At 63.0% G+C, this 18763-nt stretch carries 17 protein-coding genes; 10 read left to right on the forward strand and 7 right to left on the reverse strand.

The window, feature by feature from the left end; all coding sequences use genetic code 11:
* Positions 1-11: 11 nt before the first annotated feature.
* Positions 12-932, reverse strand: a complete 921-nt coding sequence (locus tag AC0L2H_RS27830) for a diacylglycerol/lipid kinase family protein (protein ID WP_473593226.1) — start codon at positions 930-932, stop codon at positions 12-14.
* A 289-nt stretch (positions 933-1221) separates the two neighbouring features.
* On the opposite strand from AC0L2H_RS27830, the gene AC0L2H_RS27835 reads away from it, so the two are divergent.
* Positions 1222-2535 carry a PRC-barrel domain-containing protein gene (locus AC0L2H_RS27835; protein WP_473593227.1) on the forward strand — a complete coding sequence of 438 codons (1314 nt, stop codon included), beginning with the start codon at positions 1222-1224 and terminating at the stop codon, positions 2533-2535.
* A gap of 45 nt (positions 2536-2580) precedes the next feature.
* Here the strand turns inward: AC0L2H_RS27835 and AC0L2H_RS27840 are convergent, their stop codons facing one another.
* Positions 2581-4140, reverse strand: a complete 1560-nt coding sequence (locus AC0L2H_RS27840; RefSeq protein WP_473593228.1) for an alkaline phosphatase family protein — start codon at positions 4138-4140, stop codon at positions 2581-2583.
* Between the two features lie 225 nt (positions 4141-4365).
* Here AC0L2H_RS27840 and AC0L2H_RS27845 point away from each other — a divergent pair, with 225 nt between their 5' ends.
* The 4 genes from AC0L2H_RS27845 to AC0L2H_RS27860 all read left to right on the forward strand — a co-directional run bounded on the left by AC0L2H_RS27845 (position 4366) and on the right by AC0L2H_RS27860 (position 7508).
* Positions 4366-5298, forward strand: a complete 933-nt coding sequence (locus tag AC0L2H_RS27845; RefSeq protein WP_473593229.1) for a VOC family protein — start codon at positions 4366-4368, stop codon at positions 5296-5298.
* Positions 5299-5308: 10 nt separating this feature from the next.
* The gene (locus AC0L2H_RS27850) at positions 5309-5932 is read left to right on the forward strand and encodes an alpha/beta hydrolase (protein ID WP_473593230.1); all 624 of its coding nucleotides are present in this window, start codon (positions 5309-5311) and stop codon (positions 5930-5932) included.
* A gap of 3 nt (positions 5933-5935) precedes the next feature.
* On the forward strand, positions 5936-6235 hold the full coding sequence (locus tag AC0L2H_RS27855; protein WP_473593231.1) for a GNAT family N-acetyltransferase: 300 nt from the start codon (positions 5936-5938) through the stop codon (positions 6233-6235).
* 214 nt (positions 6236-6449) lie between these two features.
* Complete coding sequence (locus tag AC0L2H_RS27860; protein ID WP_473593232.1) at positions 6450-7508, forward strand: dipeptidase; 1059 nt, start codon at positions 6450-6452, stop codon at positions 7506-7508.
* 158 nt (positions 7509-7666) lie between these two features.
* On the opposite strand, the gene AC0L2H_RS27865 is transcribed toward AC0L2H_RS27860, so the two are convergent.
* From AC0L2H_RS27865 to AC0L2H_RS27880, 4 genes are read right to left on the reverse strand one after another with little or no spacing between them, the layout of a single operon-like run.
* Entirely contained in the window at positions 7667-7927 is a 261-nt protein-coding gene (locus tag AC0L2H_RS27865; RefSeq protein WP_473593233.1) for a hypothetical protein, read from the reverse strand.
* 2 nt (positions 7928-7929) lie between these two features.
* Positions 7930-9201 carry an aminomethyl transferase family protein gene (locus AC0L2H_RS27870; RefSeq protein WP_473593234.1) on the reverse strand — a complete coding sequence of 424 codons (1272 nt, stop codon included), beginning with the start codon at positions 9199-9201 and terminating at the stop codon, positions 7930-7932.
* 3 nt (positions 9202-9204) lie between these two features.
* Entirely contained in the window at positions 9205-10770 is a 1566-nt protein-coding gene (locus AC0L2H_RS27875) for a phytoene desaturase family protein (protein WP_473593235.1), read from the reverse strand.
* Positions 10757-12376 carry a phytoene desaturase family protein gene (locus AC0L2H_RS27880; protein WP_473593236.1) on the reverse strand — a complete coding sequence of 540 codons (1620 nt, stop codon included), beginning with the start codon at positions 12374-12376 and terminating at the stop codon, positions 10757-10759. Before AC0L2H_RS27880 ends, AC0L2H_RS27875 begins: the two co-directional genes overlap by 14 nt.
* A 198-nt stretch (positions 12377-12574) precedes the next feature.
* Between AC0L2H_RS27880 and AC0L2H_RS27885 the strand changes: the two genes are divergently transcribed.
* From AC0L2H_RS27885 to AC0L2H_RS27905, 5 genes are all read left to right on the forward strand, one after another.
* The gene (locus AC0L2H_RS27885; protein ID WP_473593237.1) at positions 12575-13369 is read left to right on the forward strand and encodes a methyltransferase domain-containing protein; all 795 of its coding nucleotides are present in this window, start codon (positions 12575-12577) and stop codon (positions 13367-13369) included.
* Positions 13370-13375: 6 nt separating this feature from the next.
* A complete protein-coding gene (betI, locus tag AC0L2H_RS27890) occupies positions 13376-14086 on the forward strand; it encodes a transcriptional regulator BetI (RefSeq protein WP_473593238.1) in 711 nt (236 codons plus the stop codon).
* Between the two features lie 29 nt (positions 14087-14115).
* Entirely contained in the window at positions 14116-15198 is a 1083-nt protein-coding gene (locus AC0L2H_RS27895; RefSeq protein WP_473593239.1) for an ABC transporter substrate-binding protein, read from the forward strand.
* 114 nt (positions 15199-15312) lie between these two features.
* Positions 15313-16389 carry an extracellular solute-binding protein gene (locus AC0L2H_RS27900; RefSeq protein ID WP_473593240.1) on the forward strand — a complete coding sequence of 359 codons (1077 nt, stop codon included), beginning with the start codon at positions 15313-15315 and terminating at the stop codon, positions 16387-16389.
* A complete protein-coding gene (locus AC0L2H_RS27905) occupies positions 16386-17696 on the forward strand; it encodes a flavin monoamine oxidase family protein (protein ID WP_473593241.1) in 1311 nt (436 codons plus the stop codon). The genes AC0L2H_RS27900 and AC0L2H_RS27905 overlap by 4 nt, the downstream gene beginning before the upstream one ends.
* Here AC0L2H_RS27905 and AC0L2H_RS27910 read toward each other — a convergent pair.
* Positions 17660-18733 carry an ABC transporter ATP-binding protein gene (locus AC0L2H_RS27910; protein ID WP_473593242.1) on the reverse strand — a complete coding sequence of 358 codons (1074 nt, stop codon included), beginning with the start codon at positions 18731-18733 and terminating at the stop codon, positions 17660-17662. The two genes, AC0L2H_RS27905 and AC0L2H_RS27910, sit on opposite strands and share 37 nt — an antisense overlap.
* Positions 18734-18763: the final 30 nt, after the last annotated feature.

Here is an 18763-nt window from a genome sequence, read left to right on the forward strand (position 1 = left end):
GCCGGCCTGCATCACGCGGCCTTCGCCTGGGCAGATCGCGCCGGAACGAGAACATTCAGCGCGCCGGGATGGATTTTGATCGTCGTTTCGCGCTCAAGTCCGACCAATTCGCCATCCATGACGGCAGGGTATTTCCTGGCCGCCGAATGGATTTTCAGAACGACCCGGTCGGCCTGGTGGATTTCGACATGCTGACTGGCGCGCCATCTGCCGCGCGCGATGTCGAAGAGGAACCTGACCAACTCGCCGCGCTGCCGCGCCACAGTGATATAGATGCCGAGCACGCCGCCGGCCGGATTGTCGGCATACGGCAGGTGGCCTTCGCCAAACAGATTGTTAGTGACGCCGATGCCAGTGGTGCGTGTCACAATCTCGGCCTCGCCGATAGCCAGCGTCACTTTCATTGGCGACGGATTCTTGATCGTCGCCCAGGCGGCCCGCGCGGAGGCCTGCATCTTTCCCAACCGAGATCCGAATTCCATGTTTCGGCGTAGCTGCACCATTCTGGCGTGCAGACCGATCGAGAACTGATGCACGAAGGGCCGGCCGTTGGCGGTTGCCACATCGACCGCGATCACTTCGCCGTCGGCGAAGGATTTCACGGCTGCGTCAAGCGTCTGCGGGATGCCGAGCCCGCGCGCAAACAGGTTCATGGTGCCAGCGGGCAATATGGCAAGCGCCTTCTTCCCGCCCATCAACCGTGCAGCCGCAGCCGAAATGGTGCCGTCGCCGCCACCGGCCAGCACAATGTCGACGCTACGTCTGGAAGCAATGCTGTCCAGTCTAGCGACAATGTCTTTGCCAGCAACGATGTCGACTTCGATGGAATGCCCGGCAGCCTCCAGCGTCCGGCGCATCTGGTCCGAAAAGGCGGAAAGATCGGTCGTGCGCAACGTGCCGCCATCCCGGTTCAGCACCGCCGCAAATCGCATGCCCCGCTCCATTCTGCCGGCTACCGCCAGGCAACCCGCCGAGCCAGCCACAGGCTGGAACGGGGTGGCTGGAAAAAGGTTCCGCCATCCCTGAACGAATCCAAGAGCGAATTCTACCGGTTCAGCACAGTTCCAGGCGTGGTTCAGCACATTCTCCCGGCCGATATTTTTCGGAACAACAGCGTGCTCACGACGTTGTGACCGAGTAGAAACGCCGCGTCCCTGCGGGGCAGCGTTCCAAGTGACGCGGCGCGCACGAAATCACGCATAGGGACAAGGAGAGATAGTCATGGTTCGTACACTTTTTGCCACGACGGCGCTCGCCACGCTGATTGCCACGGGCGCTTATGCGCAGTCGGCGCCTGCGCCGGCACAGCCACCCGCCACCCAGGATGCCGCACCCATCGTGCAGCGTGCCGAGGGCAGCCTTGCCACCAACATCATCGGTGAATCTGTCTACAATGGTACAGGCGATGATGCCCAGAATATCGGCATGGTCAGCGATGTCGTGTTCGACGAAGCCGGCCAGGCGAAATCCGCCATCATTGGAGTTGGCGGGTTCCTCGGCATCGGCGCCAAGGACATTGCTTTCGACTACGGCAAGCTGCAATGGGTCGAAAGGAATGGCGATCGGTGGCTGGTCGCCCAGACGACCAAGGAAGAGTTGACGGCTCAGCCGGAATTCGACCGCAAGCCTTACGATCCTGCCCCCGCGGCCTCTGCGGCGCCTGCAGCACCTTCCGCTTCCGGCGATAGTGCGCAAGGCGGACCGCCGGCGCCCGTCGACATGAATGCTCAACCGGGGAAGCGCGCCGAGGGCAATCTCGCCACCAACATCATCGGTGAAAGCGTCTACAACGGGACTGGCGACGACGCCCAGAATATTGGCGACGTCAACGATATCGTGCTGACCAAGGACGGCAAGGCCGAGTCGCTCGTGATCGGCGTTGGCGGATTCCTCGGCGTCGGAGAAAAGAGTGTTGCCTATCCTTTCGACAAAGCTGCGTGGGCGCAGAAGGACGGCGATCGCTGGCTGGTGGCACAGACCACCAAGGAAGAGTTGACGGCGCAGCCCGACTTCAACCGCAAGGCCTATGATCCGGCCCCGGCGACCACGGCATCCAACAACGCGACGACCCCCGCTCCGACCGCGCCTGCCGAGACCGCCGCTCCGGCCCCGGCGGAAAAGACGGCTGAGGCTCCGGCTGCGGCGACACCCGATGCGAAGACGACCGATCCCACTCAAACCGCGGCGATCGACAAGTCGACATTGACCGAGGTGCCTATGGGTGAAATTCGCGGTGACGACCTGAAAGGCACCACCGTCTACGGCGCCAACGACGTCAGGGTTGGCGAGATCGGCGACATCGTGCTGGCGCCCGATAGCAAGCCCGATGCGGTGATCGTCGATGTCGGCGGCTTCCTCGGCATGGGTGAGAAGGAGGTGGCGGTCGGCATGGACAATCTCAAATTCATGACCGACAAGGACGGCAAGAAATACCTCTATACGACCTTCACCAAGGAGCAGCTTCAGGCTCAGACTGCCTATGACAAGAACAGCTATGCCGAGAAGCGCGATGAACAGCGGATGATGATGCAGTAGGGCAGTAGGGAGTAGGGCAGTAAACATATTGCCCTACTCCCTGCCCTATTCTCCTATTTTAGCGACATATCCAACAACGCCGTCCTCCGTCAGTTCCGCCAGCGCAAGCGACTGGTCGAGATGCTCGGCCCGCCAAGCGAGCAGCCGTTCTGCAAGCTCCAGCCGAATGGACAGATAAGCGGGATCGGCGGCAAGATTGTTCAACTCACCCGCGTCATTTCCCAGGTCGAACAGAAGCGGCGGCAGTCCGCCGCCGAAATGCACATATTTGAATTCTTTGGTGCGGATGACGGCGAGGTTGCACTGGCGTGATGCGAGGCCGAAATGCCGCTCGGCCTCGCCTTCGGCAATCGAGCGGAAATCGAACTCCCAATGCGCGGCATCACGCCAATCCCGAGGCGCCTCCTTATCGAGGAATGGCTTTAGCGAGCGTCCGTCGAGATGCGGCGGCGGGTCCTCTCCGAGCAGGTCGAGCAGCGTCGGCAGTATGTCCACAGCCTCGGTGAAGCGATCGACGCCGGTGCCGGCTGCCCCGCCGCGGCGGGGATCGCGGACGATCAGCGGAATGTGGTAACTGCCATCGAAGAAACCGCCCTTGCCCAGCATGAAGTGGTCGCCCATCATCTCGGCATGATCGGAGGTGAGCACGATGATGGTATCGTCCCATGCATCTGCCGCCTTGACCGCTTGCCAGATGCGGCCAAGTTGTGCGTCGACTTCCGAGATCATGCCGTAGTAGAGCGCGCGGATGCGGCGAAAATTCTCGTCGCCCCAGTCACGGACCTCGCCCTCGGCGCCCGGGCGGAACTTGTTGCGCTGCTGCCGGTCCATGTCGTAGGCGACATAGGGATGGCTTTTTGCCTCGGCCTGCCAGTTTTCAGCGCGGCGGAAAACGGGACCATCGGCGGGATCGTACATCGTGTTGTAAGGTTCCGGCACGATGAAGGGCGGGTGCGGGCTGATGAAGGAAAGATGCGCGAACCATGGCGCATCCTGCTCGCCGAGCCAGCGGAGGAATTCACTGGTCAGGAAGGCCGTGGGCGTCTCGTCTTTCGAATAGACTGGGGGAGCGTTGGAGACGGCGCTGCTGATGCTGCCTGCTTCATTCGCCGGACGATGGATGTCGGGGGAGCCGGCGCCGGCATCGACGCCGCGCAATTTGAGCCAGGACAGCCATGGCTTCTGGTGCTCGGGCAAAAACTGACGCACGGTGAAGCCTGGCAGCACGCCTTCATAGCTTCTCAGTGCAGGATCGCCCGGGGCCAGGGTGCGCGGATCGGGCGCGACGTCGGTGTAGCCGAACAGGGTCGGATCATAGCCGAGGCCGCGCAAGGACCGCGCGATGTTGCCGTGACGGGCATCGAGCGGCGTGCCGTTGCGGCAAACGCGGTTGTTCATCTGGTAGAGGCCGGTATAGAGGCAAGCACGCGCCGGCGAACAGGGCGCGGCCCCGCCATAGTGCCGGCGAAACAGCACGCCCTCGGCCGCCAGCGCGTCGGCATTCGGCGTCCTCACCACCTCGTGGCCCGCAGCCGACAGGCAGTCGCCGCGCCACTGGTCGCAACTGATCAGGAGAATGTTCGGGCGTGTGCCTTCCCCGGCCAATCCTGTATCCTCCTCATGCGGTCCACATTTGCCGCTCATGGAGCCGAAATTCGAGCAGGAAGCAACCCTCGCCCTTTTGCAGAATGGTGAACAAAAATCTTCGCATTGTTCACTTTTAAAGCACAGTCCATTCTGTGTTTACGGCCTTTGCGGCTAATGAGTGGATCCTCATATTGGCGTGGAACAGCGGCTAGGGCCGCATAGGGACAAAGGAAGGAGCAAGAAATGCTCGACCAGATTAAGGGCCTGCATCACGTCACGTCGATGGCCAGCGATGCGCGCCAGAACAACGAATTCTTCACGAAGAAGCTGGGCCTGCGCCGGGTCAAGAAAACCGTCAATTTCGACGCGCCCGACGTCTATCACCTCTATTATGCCGATGAGGTCGGCACGCCCGGTTCGGTGATGACCTATTTCCCGTTCCCCAATATTGGCAAGGGCCGCCATGGCGTTGGTGAGGTCGGCACCACAGTCTATTCAGTGCCCGAGGGCACTCTTGGCTACTGGGAGAAGCATCTTGCCGATGAGAGCGTCGCCGGTTTGTCGCGCGACGAGACATTCGGCGAGAAGCGGCTTGCCTTCGCCGGACCCGACGGCGACGGTTTCGCGCTGGTCGAGGACAGGGCCGATAAGCGCGCGCCATGGGTGAAGGGCGGCGTTCCCTCGGACGAGGCGATCCGCGGTTTTCACTCCGTGTCGCTCAGATTGCGGGATGGCGGGGCGACTGAAGAGCTGCTGAAATTCATGGGTTATGAAGAGGTCGACAAGGCTGGCAATGTCAGGCGGCTGGCGGTGAAGAACGGCAACGGCGCCGACGTCGTCGACGTCGAAACGCTGCCGGGTGCGGGCTTCGCCGATCTCGGCGCCGGCTCGGTCCACCATGTCGCTTTCGCCGTCGAGAACCGTGCCAAGCAGCTTGAGGTGCGAAAGGCGCTGATGGACACTGGCTACCAGGTGACGCCGGTGATCGATCGCGACTATTTCTGGGCAATCTATTTCCGCACGCCGGGTGGTGTGCTGTTCGAAGTCGCGACCAACGAACCGGGGTTCGACCGCGATGAGGATACCGCCCATCTCGGCGAGGCGCTGAAGCTGCCGTCGCAGCACCAGCATCTCAGGCCCTATCTCGAACAGCATTTGCAGAAGCTCGAAGACTGAGGATCAGCTCGTGAACAAGGATTCCTACATCCACAAGGTGGCGCCCGGTTCGCCGGGGGGTCCGCTGCTCTTCGTCTTCCACGGCACCGGAGCCGACGAGAGCCAGCTTCTGTCGCTCGGGCGCGATCTCGCGCCGCAGGCGACCATCGTCTCGCCGCGCGGCGACGTTTCGGAGTATGGCGCTGCGCGCTTCTTCCGCCGCACCGGCGAGGGCGTCTACGACATGGGCGACCTGGCGCGGGCCACCGACAAGATGGCCGGTTTCGTCAAGGCGCATGTCGAGGCGGCGAAGCCGTCATCGGTGCTGGGCCTCGGCTATTCCAACGGCGCCAACATACTGGCCTCGGTGGTGTTCGCGGCACCTGACCTGTTCGATGCCGCGGTGCTGATGCATCCGCTGATCCCGTTCGAGCCTGAGGTGAAGGGCAGCCTCGCCGGCCGCCGCATGCTGGTTACGGCAGGCCGACGCGACCCGATCTGCCCGCCGAACCTGACCTCGCGGCTCGAAGCCTATTTGCGCGCCGATGGCGCCGATGTCACAGTGGAGTGGCACGACGGCGGCCACGAGGTGCAGTCGAACGAGATCGAGGCGGCGCGGCGGTTCCTGTCCGTAACGCCGGTTGAAGGAGCCTAAGCAATGCCTGACCAATTGCCTGACATCGAACTGGAGGATCGCGGCTCCAAGGGCCGCTATGTCCTACGCGGGCCTGGTGGCGCCGAGGCGGAGATGACCTTCACCAAGATCGGAGAACATCAGCTCATCATCGACCACACCGAAGTGCCGGATGCGTTTCGCGGGCAGGGGGCGGGGCTGCGTCTCGTCACCCGTGCGGTCGAGGACGCGCGCGCGGCGGGCAAGAAGATCATCCCGCTCTGCCCCTTCGCCAACGCCCAGTTCCGCCGTCATCCGGAATGGGCCGATGTGCTGAAGCAGTAGCAGGCGACCCCTGATGTGAATGACGACGCGCGATGTGAATGATGGGGAAGGGCGCACGGCTTTGTCGTGCGCCGTTCCGATTGTTCGGGACCTGCAGTCACAAAAGCATTATCGCCCTGGCATTTGCGCTGATCGTCCGTCTTGCCTAAGTAGGTAGGTAGTCCGCCGACGGGCCTGCCGCTTCCCACCGACCAACCAATCGAATGATCCCTTGATGACCGAAATCGACCTTGTTCCCGTCTTCGACGGCCACAATGACACGCTGCTCAGGCTCTACCAGTCGAAAGACGCGGATGTCGAAAAGCTCTTCATCGAGGGAACGCAAGGTGGCCATATCGATCTGCCGCGCGCGAAAAAAGGTGGATTTGCCGGCGGCATGTTCGCGATCTTCCCGCCGCCGGTCGAGAAATCGAGGCGCAGCGCGGTTCCGCCGGCACCCAGCGATAGCGAGCCTTTGCCGCCCGAGGTTCCCCACGCCGATGCGCTGGCTTCCACTGTCGCCATGGCCTCCATCCTGTTCAGGCTGGAACGTGCCTCGGCGCTCACCGTGTGCCGGAGTGCCGGCGACGTGCGAGACGCAATGGCGCAGGGGTCGATCGCCGCGGTGTTCCACATCGAGGGGGTCGAGGCGATCGACACCGAACTGACCATGCTGGACGTGCTGCACGCCGCCGGCCTGCGCTCGCTCGGCATCGTCTGGAGCCGTCCGAACGCTTTCGGTCACGGCGTGCCGTTCCGCTTTCCCTCGTCGCCCGACACCGGGCCCGGATTGACAGATTCCGGCAAGGCGTTGGTCAAGGCCTGCAACAAGCTCAAGATCATGATCGACCTATCCCATCTCAACGAAAAGGGCTTTCGCGACGTCGCCGAAATCAGCGACGCACCGCTGGTCGCGACCCATTCCAATGTGCACGCGATCTGCGGCCACTCCCGCAACCTCACCGAATGGCAGCTCGGCGCGATCCGCGAGTCGGGCGGCATGGTCGGGTTGAACTTCGCCACCGGCTTCCTGCGCGAGGACGGCAGGATGAATGCCGACACCAGCCTCGACATCATGGTGCGCCATGTCGATACACTGCTGCAGGCGCTCGGCGAGGACGGCGTCGGCCTGGGTTCGGATTTCGATGGCGCCATGATCCCGGTCCCAATCGGTGACGTTACCGGATTGCCGAAGCTTATCGATGCGTTCGCCGCGCGCGGCTTCGGACGCGCGCTGATCGAAAAGATCGCCTACCGCAACTGGCTCGGCATGCTGGAAAGGACGATCGGCTAGGGTATGCCGATATTCAGGTGATGCCGGCCTGCGAACGGCGGTTTCCTGCGCTTCCGGTGCTCACGTATCCAAAAGTACGCTCCGCTCCGGTTCCCGGAAGCCACCATTCTCGACTCGGCTTGACCTGAATCTCAACATACCCTGGATACGCTGGCGAACTATTTGTGGCCCATCCGCGTCAGCCAGTCCTGACCGACGCCGCGATCGCGGATGATGGGTAGCGGATCGGTGGAGTCCAGCCGCGCGCAGATGCGGTAGGCTTCGAGCGTCTCGGCGCTCATCTCGCCGCGCTTGTAGAAGAACATCGCCGCGGCATAGCGCGTGCGGCCCGACCATTTTTCGCCGAGCGGCGTGTTGACCAGTTGCCACTGCTCGGCGGCTTCCTCGTCGGCGTCGTGCTTGTCGGTCTCGTCCCTCATGGTCAGAAATCCGCCGGCGGATTGGCGGTGCGGCGGTCGAGCTTGATGAAGGGTCGCTGAACGACCTTCGCCCGTTTCATCAGCTTCTGGTACTGCAGCTCGCGCATGGCGTAGATTTCGACCCAGAGGTCGTCGACCATCGTATCGCCGAACGGCCGCGCCAGCGAGGCGATGGCGATGTTGCGCTTGGCCATTGGCGACCACATGGCAGCGCTGACCAGCCCGACTTCCTGGCCCATGCGATGATAGACGATGGCATGTTCGGCGGGAATGTTACCATCGATCTCCAGCCCGACCAGCACATGCCGCAGTTTCCGCTTCGCCTGGGCCTCGAGGATGGCGCGGCGGCCGTTGAAATGGCCTTTCTCCAGGTCGATCATGAAACCGAGCCCGATCTCGTCCGGCGCGCGCAAGCGGTCGGGCCGAACCGCGTGCTCGGAGGTGACGAAATCGGCATTGGCGACGATCAGTCCGGCTTCAAGCCGGGCGCGGTTGAGCGCGGTATAGCCGATGGCGCGGATGCCGCGCAGTTCGCCCGCCGTCATCAGCCGGTCCCAGAGGCTGAGCGCCTGCTCGGCCGGCACGAACAGTTCGTAGCCGAGGTCGCCGGTGAAACCGGTGCGCGAGATCGTGACCTGGCTGGTTCCCTGGGGGCCGCCATCATGCGGGAACTCGGCAAGGTCGAAAATCTTCAGCCGTTCGACGCCGGCAAAACCGGCATCGCGCAGCACGGCAAAGGACGTCGGACCCTGCAACGCCAGACCGGCGACGGCCTCGGTTTCTTGTTCAACGGTGACGTCAAAACCTATAGCGCTGTCGAGAAGCCAGGGCAGATGCCGCTCCTGCGAGCACAGCCGGAAGCGCGTCGGCGAAAGCCGGAACAGTGTGCCGTCATCGAGCACGAACCCCTCGTCATCGCACCAGGCGGTATAGTGGACGCGGCCTGCTTTCAGTTTGGTCACGTCGCGCAAGGTGACCCGGTTGAGGAAGGCCTCGGCGTCCTTTCCCTCGATCCGGTATTTCGTCATCGGCGAGATGTCGAACAAAGCCGCCTGGCTGCGAATGGCGAAATATTCGAGCTCCTCATCCCACAGCGAATGCGGAGCGCGATAGCCGGCCCAATTGTACCAGTCATTGGTCCTGGCCAGCGCATCGATGCGCGGCTGGAACGGCGTGCCGAGCCGCAGCGTGCGGAAATGAGATTGCGCCGCTGTGCGGGCTGCGATGACCGGGCTCGTTGACGCGCTGGATTTCCTTTTTATCGCCTGTGCCATGGTCTAGCCCTTCATCGCGATGATGCGTCTTGCGGCATTCAGCCCTGGCGCGCCGGAAACGCCGCCGCCCGGATGCGATCCGGCGCCCGCGAGGAACAGTCCTTCGAGCGGTGTGTCGTAGCCCGACCAGCCGGAGACGGGCCGCGACATCAGCATCTGGTCGGCCTGCAATTCGCCGTGGTGCCAGTGGCCGCCCGGCATCCTGTAGCGGACCTCGATGTCGGCCGGCGTCAAGAGCTCGGCATGGAGCACGGTCTTGCCGATTCCAGGTGCATAAGTCTCGAGCTGGGCCATGATCGCCTCGATGAATTTCGGCTTGCCCGCGCCCCAGCCTTCCTTCAGCACATACGGCGCATATTGCACCACGGCTGACAGCACGCAGGCGCCCACGGGAGCGAGCGAGGGATCGGCAAGGCTTGGCAGCGTGATCTCCATCACCGGCTCGGGCGAGAATTCGCCGTATTTCGATGGATTGAAGGCGCGCTCGACATGATCGGGCGAAGGCGCGATGACAAGCCGGCCCTTGTGGCCGGCGGCATCGACACCGGTGAATTCAGGCTGCCGGTCGAGCGCCAGATGTAGCTTCGCCGCATCGCCGTTCATGCGGATGTTTTTCACCTTGCGGACGAAACCGGTATCGATCTCGCGCGGTCCGACAAGATCGAGGAAAGTGGTCGCCGGATTGATGGCCGAAACGATCGTTCTGGCGCGAACTTCCTCACCCTTGTCGAGCACGACGCCAACGGCGCGGCCCTTCTCGACGATGATCTTCGCCACCGGTGTCCCCGTGCGGATCCTCGCGCCGGCCTTTTCCGCCGCCGCGCGGATGGCGGCGACGATCGCGCCCATGCCGCCCTTCGGCAGTGCCTGCGCGCCGGCCGTGCCAGCGATTTCTCCTGCCAGCCGGTAGTAGAGGCCGAGCAGCGATGTCGGCGAACGCGGGCCGAGATGGCTGCCCAGCGTCGCGTCGAAGGCGAGCAGGCCTTTCAGCCTGATATCGGCGAGCTGCTCGTCGAGCAGGTCGGTGACGTTCATCAGCAGCACGCGCAGGAAATCGCGCATGTCCTCCTTGCCGAGTTTCTTCAGCGCCAGCGCGGTCTGGCCGAGTGCCGCCGTCTCGAGCAGCGACATGCCGCCGAGATCAGGTGGGCGGCGCGCGAGAAACGGCTTCAATATGCCGGCATAGCGCAGCAGCTGAGTGCGCAATTCCTTCCAGGCAGATTGCTCTGACGGGTTGGCGCCGGTCAGAACTTCGCCATAGGCGCCGTGCAGGACAAGCGGCGGGCCGTCCGTTGACAGTGCCACCGACGGCACGAAGTCGGCGCGCGCGAATTGCAGCCCATGCTTCTCCAACTCCAGCGTCTTCACGACATCGGGATGCAGACGGTTCAGCAGGTGGGCGACTGAGGAGACGCGAAAACCGGGCGCGAACTCCTCGGTGCACGCCGCGCCGCCGACGTCGCCGGCGGCTTCCAGCACCAGCACCTTGCGGCTGGCTTTCGCCAGCGTCGCGGCGGCGACGAGGCCGTTGTGGCCGCCGCCGATGACAACAACATCAAATGACGTCATGGGCCGGGCTCATATGGTGAATTGGCTTGGCAAGGTCGCGCAGGATCTCGGCCGCGGCATTACGGCCGGGTGCGCCCATGACGCCACCACCGGGATGGGTGGACGAGCCGCAGATATAGAGCCCGCCGACAGGTGAGCGATATTGCGCATAGCCCGGCACCGGCCGGTTGAACAAAAGCTGGTCGAAGGTCAGTTCGCCCTGGAAGATATTGCCTTCGGTGAGACCGACCTCGGCTTCGATCTCGCGCGGCGTGCGCACCTCCATATGGACGATGCGATCGCGAAAGCCCGGCGAGTACTCGGCGATCTGCGAAATCACGCTTTCGGCAAAACCATCGCGGTCGGCATCGGTCCAGTCGCGGCCGTTCACCTTCGGCGGAGCGTATTGCACGAAGCAGCTCATGAAGTGCTTGCCAGGCGGCGCCATGGTCGGGTCGAGCGTCGTCGGGATCACCATGTCGAGGAAAGGGTCCGCCGACCAGCGCCCGGCCTTCCAGTCGTCATAGGCGCGCTCCATACGCTCCATGGAATCGGTGAAATGCATGTCCCCGCGGTAGACCGGCGAATCCTTCGGCAGCGCGGGGAATTCGGGAAGAGAATCGAGCGCGATGTTGACCTTGCCGGAGGAGCCGCGGATCTTGAAGTTCCTGACCCGGCGCAGGAAGATGTCGGGCAGTTCCTTTTCCTCGACCAGCTTGAGGAAGGTGCGCTTCACGTCGGCGTTGGAAACGACGAGCTTGCCATGGATCTCCTCGCCGTCGGCCAGGATGACGCCTTTGGCCTTGCCGCGCCGGACCAGCACATGGTCGACCTCGGCGCCGGTGCGGATGGTGCCGCCCGAGGCCTGGAAGGACGCGGCAAGCGCCCTGGTGACCGCGCCCATGCCGCCGCGCGCATAGCCCCAGGCGCCGACCGAGCCGTCGACCTCGCCCATATAGTGGTGCAGCAGCACGTAGGCGGTGCCCGGCGACATTGGCCCGAGCGCGGTGCCGATGATGCCGGACAAAGCGAAGTTGGCCTTGATGACGTCGGTCTCGAAATATTCGTCAAGGAAGTCCGAGATCGACATGGTCCAGAAGCGCAGCGTCAGCGCCATCTCCTCGGCGGACAGCCCGGCGAATTTCTTGCCGAGATAGAGAAGCTCGCCAAGGTCGCGTGGCCGGAAACTGGTCGGGTCGGGCGCGGTGCGCATCAGCAGCGGCTGGATGAAGCGGCACTGCCGCGTCACGTCGCGGGCGTAACGGTCGTAGGCTTCGGCATCGCGCCTGGAGAACCGGGCAAACTCACGGCGATGGGCGTCGTGGTCGCGGTAGTTGGCGAGATAGTCACCGTCGCGGGTGAACACCGCGCCGCCCTCATAGGAAATCACCTGCAGGCCGAAGCGCGGCAATTCGAGGTCGCGCATGAGCTCGGGGCGAAACAGCGAGCAGACATAGGAGCAGTTGGAATAGAGGAAACCGGGCGTCAATTCGCGGCTGGTGGCGGCGCCGCCGACCCAGTCGTTCTTCTCGACGACCAGCACGTCGAGCCCGGCGCGCTGGAGGTAGCAGGCATTGACCAGGCCATTGTGGCCACCGCCGATGACGATCGCATCCCACGCCTTCATATGCGCTGAGCCCTCATGGCGTCCGACCCTTCATTTTGCGTGATCCGCTCCCGGATGTGCGGAATTTGACATGGCAGTCGGCATTTTGTCCAGCCATTCTGAATGAATGTTCAACAAATGATGTTGCGTTTTCCCTGACATGCGCTAGGCTTTGCCGATAGTCGGGAATGGGTTTTCGAGGATTGGGGCCGAGGTCTGATGATCGAAACGGCAGACGCCGAGCCGGAATATGATGACACCGCTATCCGCTTCCTCGAGGCGCTGTGGGGCGATGGTTATCTGTCGCCCGGCGGACCGGAAGAGGTCGACCGCGTGGTCGAGGGCCTGTCGCTTAGGGGCAAGGCGGTCCTCGATATAGGCTGCGGCTCCGGTGGCATCACGCTGCATCTGGTCGAGCGCCATGGTGCTGCCCACGCCACCGGTTTCGATGTCGAGCGCCCGGTGATCGAGACGGCCAGGCGAAGGGCGGCCGCACGCGGGCTTTCCGATAACGCCGGCTTCGTACAGGCGCCGCCTGGACCACTACCTTTCGCGGATGCTTCCTTCGATGTCGTCTTCTCCAAGGACGCGCTGCTGCATGTGCCCGACAAGGATGGGCTGTTCGCCGAGATCTTTCGTGTGCTGAAGCCGGGCGGCGTCTTTGCCGCTTCGAACTGGATGATCTCGCATGACGGCGAACCATCGCCCGAGATGAAGGCCTATGTCGCCGCGGAAGGGCTGTCCTTCACCATGGCGTCGCCGGCGCGCTATGCGCAGGCGATGCGCTGCGCCGGCTTTGCCGACGTTGCCGTGCGCGACCGCAATCCCTGGTACCGCGAGGTCGCGCGCGAGGAACTCACCCGCCTCAAGGGTCCGCTCTACCCGGCGGTCGCGGCCGCGGTCGGGGCAGCCTATGTCGACAAGAACATACGAACCTGGGAAGCCATGCAGAAGGTGCTTGACAGCGGCGAGCACCGTCCCACTCATCTTCGCGGTCGGAAACCGGTTGGATAGCCGGCGATGCTGGAGACCATCACGCCCATGAAGACAGCAGAGGCCAGGGAAGCCGGGCTTGAATCAGCACGGAAAAACGAGACCGAAAAACGCGGTCGCAAGGCTTCGAAGGAGGTCCGGCAGCTTCAACTGATCGAAGCGACGATCGATTCGCTGGCCAAGCGCGGCTATTCGGAGACGACGATGGCCGATGTCGCCGACGGGGCCGGCCTCTCGCGCGGCATCGTCAATTTCCATTTCGAGAGCAAGGAAAAGCTGCTCATCGCCACGCTGGCATATATGGCCGACGAGTATGCCGCACACTGGCGCGCCGCCCTCACCAGAGCCGGCGACGATCCCGCCCGCCAGTTGCAGGCGCTGGTCGCCGCCGATTTCGATCGCTCGATCTGCAACAAACGCAAGCTGGCGGCCTGGTGCGCCTTCTGGGGCGAAGCCAAGTCGCGCCCGACCTATCAGGCGCTGTGCGGCGCGCGCGACGCCGCCTACCAGAAGATATTCATCGACCTTTGCGCGGCGCTCAAAGAGAGCGGCGGCTATGCCTATGAGCCGCAGGTGATGGCGCTGGCGCTGAGCGCCATGCTGGAGGGTCTGTGGCTGCGGCTGATGATGGGCACTGAGGACGTCACCCGCGAAACCGCGTTGCAGGCGGCGAATGAGTTCCTGTCGGCGGCATTTCCGAAACACTATCCATGGGCTAGCGGCCCCAAGAAGGCTTGAAGCAAAAACCAAAAGAGGATGGAACAGCAATGAAGACAATGAGCCGACGCCTTACACTGACATTGGCGCTGACTGGTGCTCTGGCGGCTTCGGCCGCCACACTTGCGGTCGCCGCGGACAAGGACCTGATCGTCTTTGATTGGTCCGGCTACGAGGATCCCAGCTTTCACCAGAAATATGTCGAGAAGAATGGCGATTCGCCGACCTTCACCTTCTTTGGCGACGAGGACGAGGCGTTCGAAAAAGTCCGATCCGGCTTCAAGGCCGATCTTGGCCATCCCTGCTCGCAGAGCGTGGTGAAATGGCGCGAAGCCGGCCTGCTGCAACCGCTCGACACCTCGAAGATAGCTGCCTGGAAAGACCTCAATCCCGGCATCATGGCGATGAAGGATCTCGCCACCACCGCCGACGGCAAGGCCTGGTTCATGCCCTGGGACTGGGGCAATACGCAGCTCACCTACAATTCCGACAAGATCGACGCCAAGGACGTGCAGTCGTTGAAGGCTTTCGCCGATCCCAAGTTCAAGGGCAGGGTTTCCATCGGCGACAATGTCGACGACGCCTATGCGCTGGCCAGCCTTGCCATCGGGCTCAAGGACTGGACCAAGATGACGGACGATCAGTTCAAGCAGGCGTCCGACTTCCTGCGCGAGGTGCACAAGAATGTGCGCTCCTACTGGACCGACTCCACTGACATCGTCCAGCTGTTCAGCGGCGGCGAGGTCGATCTCGCCTGGGCATGGAATGACGCGACAGTGCAATCGGTCGCTGCCGGGGTGCCGATCAAGGCCAAGAAGGACACCGACGAGGGCATTTCGACCTGGGTCTGCGGCTATGTGCTGTTCAAGGACGCGCCCGGCAATACCGACAAGGCCTATGATTACCTGAACGCCATCAACGATCCGGAAGTCGCCAAGGTCCTGGTCAAGGACTGGGGCTACGGCCAGGCCAATGCCAAGGGCATGCAAGGTGTCGACCAGGCGGTGTTGAAGGAGAAGGGCTACGACGACGTGCAGAAATTCGTCGACAAGACGCTGTTCCAGTCCCCGGTGCCCTCCGAGCTCAAGCTCAAGATGATCGCCGAGTTCGAGAAGATCAAAGCCGGCTATTGAGCCCTGTTTGGGTTGACCCGTCCGCGCGCCGATATGGTGGGCGGACGGGCTCGCCAAAGCCTGGGAATTCTCCTAACCTCGCTGGATATTGTTTGCGACGGGGAATTTCCAGCCATGAAGTCCATGCTTCGCAGCCTTGCCATCGCCGCCGCATGCACGATTGGTGCTGGCGTCCACCTCGCATTCGCGGCAGGCGGCGGCGACCTCATTGTGTTCGACTGGTCGGGCTACGAGGATCCGCTGCTCCATCCCGCTTACACCACCAAATATGGCGCTGAACCGACCTTCGCCTTCTTTGGCGACGAGGACGAAGCCTTTCAGAAGATGCGGGCCGGCTTCAAGGCCGATATTGCGCATCCCTGTTCGCAAAGCGTGGTGAAGTGGCGCGAGGCTGGCATGCTGCAGCCGCTCGACACGTCAAGAATCACCGGCTGGAAGGACCTCAATCCAGGCATCATGGCGATGAAGGATCTCGCCACCACCACCGACGGCAAGGTCTGGTTCATGCCCTTCGACTGGGGCAACACATCGCTGCTCTACCGCACCGACAATGTGACGGCGGAAGAGGCGCAGTCGCTGAGGATCCTTGCAGACCCGAAATTCAAGGGGCGCGTCACCATCGGCGACAATGTCGACGACGCCTACGCCCTGGCGAGCCTGGTCATCGGTCTCAAGGACTGGACCAAGATGACGGACGCTCAGTTCAAGGAAGCCTCCGATTTCCTGCGCGACGTGCACAAGAACATCCGCTTCTACTGGACCGACGACACCGACATCAACCAAGCCTTCTCAGGCAACGAGGTCGACCTCGCCTGGGGTTGGAACGAGACGTTTGTCACTCTCAAGAGCCAGGGCGTGCCGATCGCCATGAATCGCGGCACCAAGGAAGGCATATCGACCTGGGTGTGCGGCTATGTGCTGATGAAGGACGCGCCGGGCAATCTCGACCAGGCCTATGATTTCCTGAACGCGGTCAACGCATCTGCCGTCTCGGACTATATGGTCACGACATTCGGCTATGGCCACGGCAACGCCGCCGGCATGGCGGCGATCGAACCCAAGCTGCTGGCCGAGCGGGGCTTCGACAATCTCGACAAATTCCTCGACAAGACGCTGTTCCAGCAACCGGTGGCGCCGGAGCTCAAGCAGCGGATGATCGACGAATTCGAGAAGATCAAGGCCGGCTATTGAAGCGCGGAACTGAAAGAGCCGATGTCGTCATCGTCGGCGCCGGTTTCACCGGACTATCGGCGGCGCTGGAACTAAAGAAGGCCGGCATCGATTTCCTGCTGCTCGAAGCGCGCGACCGTGTTGGCGGACGCGTGGAATCCAGACGCAATGGGCTTGGCGAGCGCATCGACAGCGGCGGCCAGTTCCTGTGCGAGGACATGCCGGAAATGATGGCGCTGGCTGAAGCGCGCGGCAAGACCTTTGTCGAGACCTTTGTCGATGGTGATTTCACCACCCACCCATCGATGTCCGTCGAACAGGCCGAGCGGACCTATGTCACAGCGATGGCGATCCGCGGACGCATGAATGGGATCGAACCTGACGATCCCTCCATAGCCGGATTAACCGTCGCCGCGTGGCTCGACCGCCTGAAGGATGCGGCCGACGCCAAGGCGGCCTTCCGCTCGATGATCGAGGGTCTGTGGTGCCTGGCACTGGAAAAGATGCCGCTCTGGCACCTGATCGACAACGACCGCCGCATCACCAACGAGGTGCCAGAGTTGCAATATTCCTTGCGCGAGACCATGCAGTCGCTGGCCGAAGACCTGGCGGGTGATCTCGGCGACCGCGTGCGGCTGAACGAGCCGGTGATGCGGGTCGAGCGTGCGCGGCAAGGCATGCGCATCGTCTCGGGCAGCGGCGTCATCGAAGCGCGCAAAGTCCTGATCGCATTGCCGCCGGCCACTGCCGCCAGGCTCGATTTTCAGCCTGCCTTGCCGGCAGCCTTGAAGAGGGCCCTTGACGTCTGGGAAAGCGGCGCGGTGATCAAGATCCTGGTCCGCTATGCCAGGCCGTTCTGGCGCGAACGGAGTTTGAGCGGCATGGTGATGTGGCGCGACCTGCCGGGCCTGTTTGCCTGCGACGCCAGCAAGGACCACGACCATGCCGCGCTGGTCGTCTTTATCGGCGGGCCGTTGGCGCTGCGCTGCCGCAAGCTGGGCGATGTAGCGCTGCGTGCTGAAATCACGGCCAAGCTAGCGGACGCGCTCGGTCCGGATGCGGCCGATATTCTCGATTTCAGCCAGCGCGACTGGACGGATGACCGCTGGAGCGGTGGTGCCTATAGCGACCTTATCGTCGACGTGACGGCAAGAGAGGCCGAGCGCACGATCGTTGCCGGCGCACCGCCGGTCCATTTCGCCAGTTCGGAACTGTCGCCGTCATTTCCCGGCTATGTCGAGGGCGCCATCGTGGCGGGGCGGATCGCGGCGCGAAAGATCATTGCAGATGTTCAATCCGCCATCGCCACCAAGGCCTCGGGGTCGTAGGCGAGGCGGATCGAGGTGCCGACGGGAATGTCATCGGCGCCGAAATCGTTGGTTTCGGTTACAGACAGCGGTTTTTCCAATCCGGGTATCTCAACGATCAAATGGGTGATCTCGCCGAAATAGTGGCGCTCGACCACCTTGCCCGCCACCTCGAACTTCGCCGTCGCATTGTCCCACAGCACGCGCAGGCGCTCGGGCCTTATGCCGAGCGTGGCCGCGCCGCCATTGCGGATGAAAGCCTTCGGCTTGTCGGTCTTGATGCGCCCGAACCCCAGCGTGTCGACAACCAGCGACGCGCTATTCTCCTCGACGATCTCGGCCTTGACGAAATTCATGCCGCCGAGGAAGTCGGCGACCTGGCGGTTGACGGGGCGCTGGTAGATCTCCTTGGGCGAGGCGATTTGCGCGATCCTGCCGCCGAACATCACGGCGATACGATCGGACATGGCCAGCGCTTCATACTGGTCGTGGGTGACCAGCACGAAGGTGATGCCGACCGCCTGCTGCAGGCGGCGCAGTTCGACCTGCATCTGTTCGCGCAGCTTCTTGTCCAGCGCCGACAGCGGCTCGTCGAGCAGCAGCACCTTGGGCCGCATCACCAGCGCACGGGCCAGAGCGACGCGCTGGCGCTGGCCGCCGGAAAGCTCGGTGGCGAGGCGCTTGCCAAGGCCGGTCAGCGATACCTGTGCCAGCGCCTCTTCGACCCTGCGCCTTTCCTCCGCTCTTTCGAGCTTCAACCGCTTCAGGCCGTAGGCGACATTCTGCTCGACATTGAGATGCGGGAAGATGGCATAGCTCTGGAACACCATGTTGGTCGGCCGGCGGTTGGCGGGAATGCCTTCCATCGACTGACCGTCGACCGAGATCGAGCCGCTGGTCGGATTGTCGAACCCGGCAATCATGCGCAGCAGCGTGGTCTTGCCGCAGCCGGACGGACCGAGCAGCGAGAAGAATTCGCCTTCCTTGATGGTCAGCGAAGCATCGTCGAGCGCCTTGAAGGCGCCATAGCTGCGGGTGACGCTTTTGATCTCGATCATTGGTCGATCAGTTTGGGGGCGTTCGGTCTG

It is taken from the genome of Mesorhizobium sp. WSM4871 (assembly GCF_055811295.1).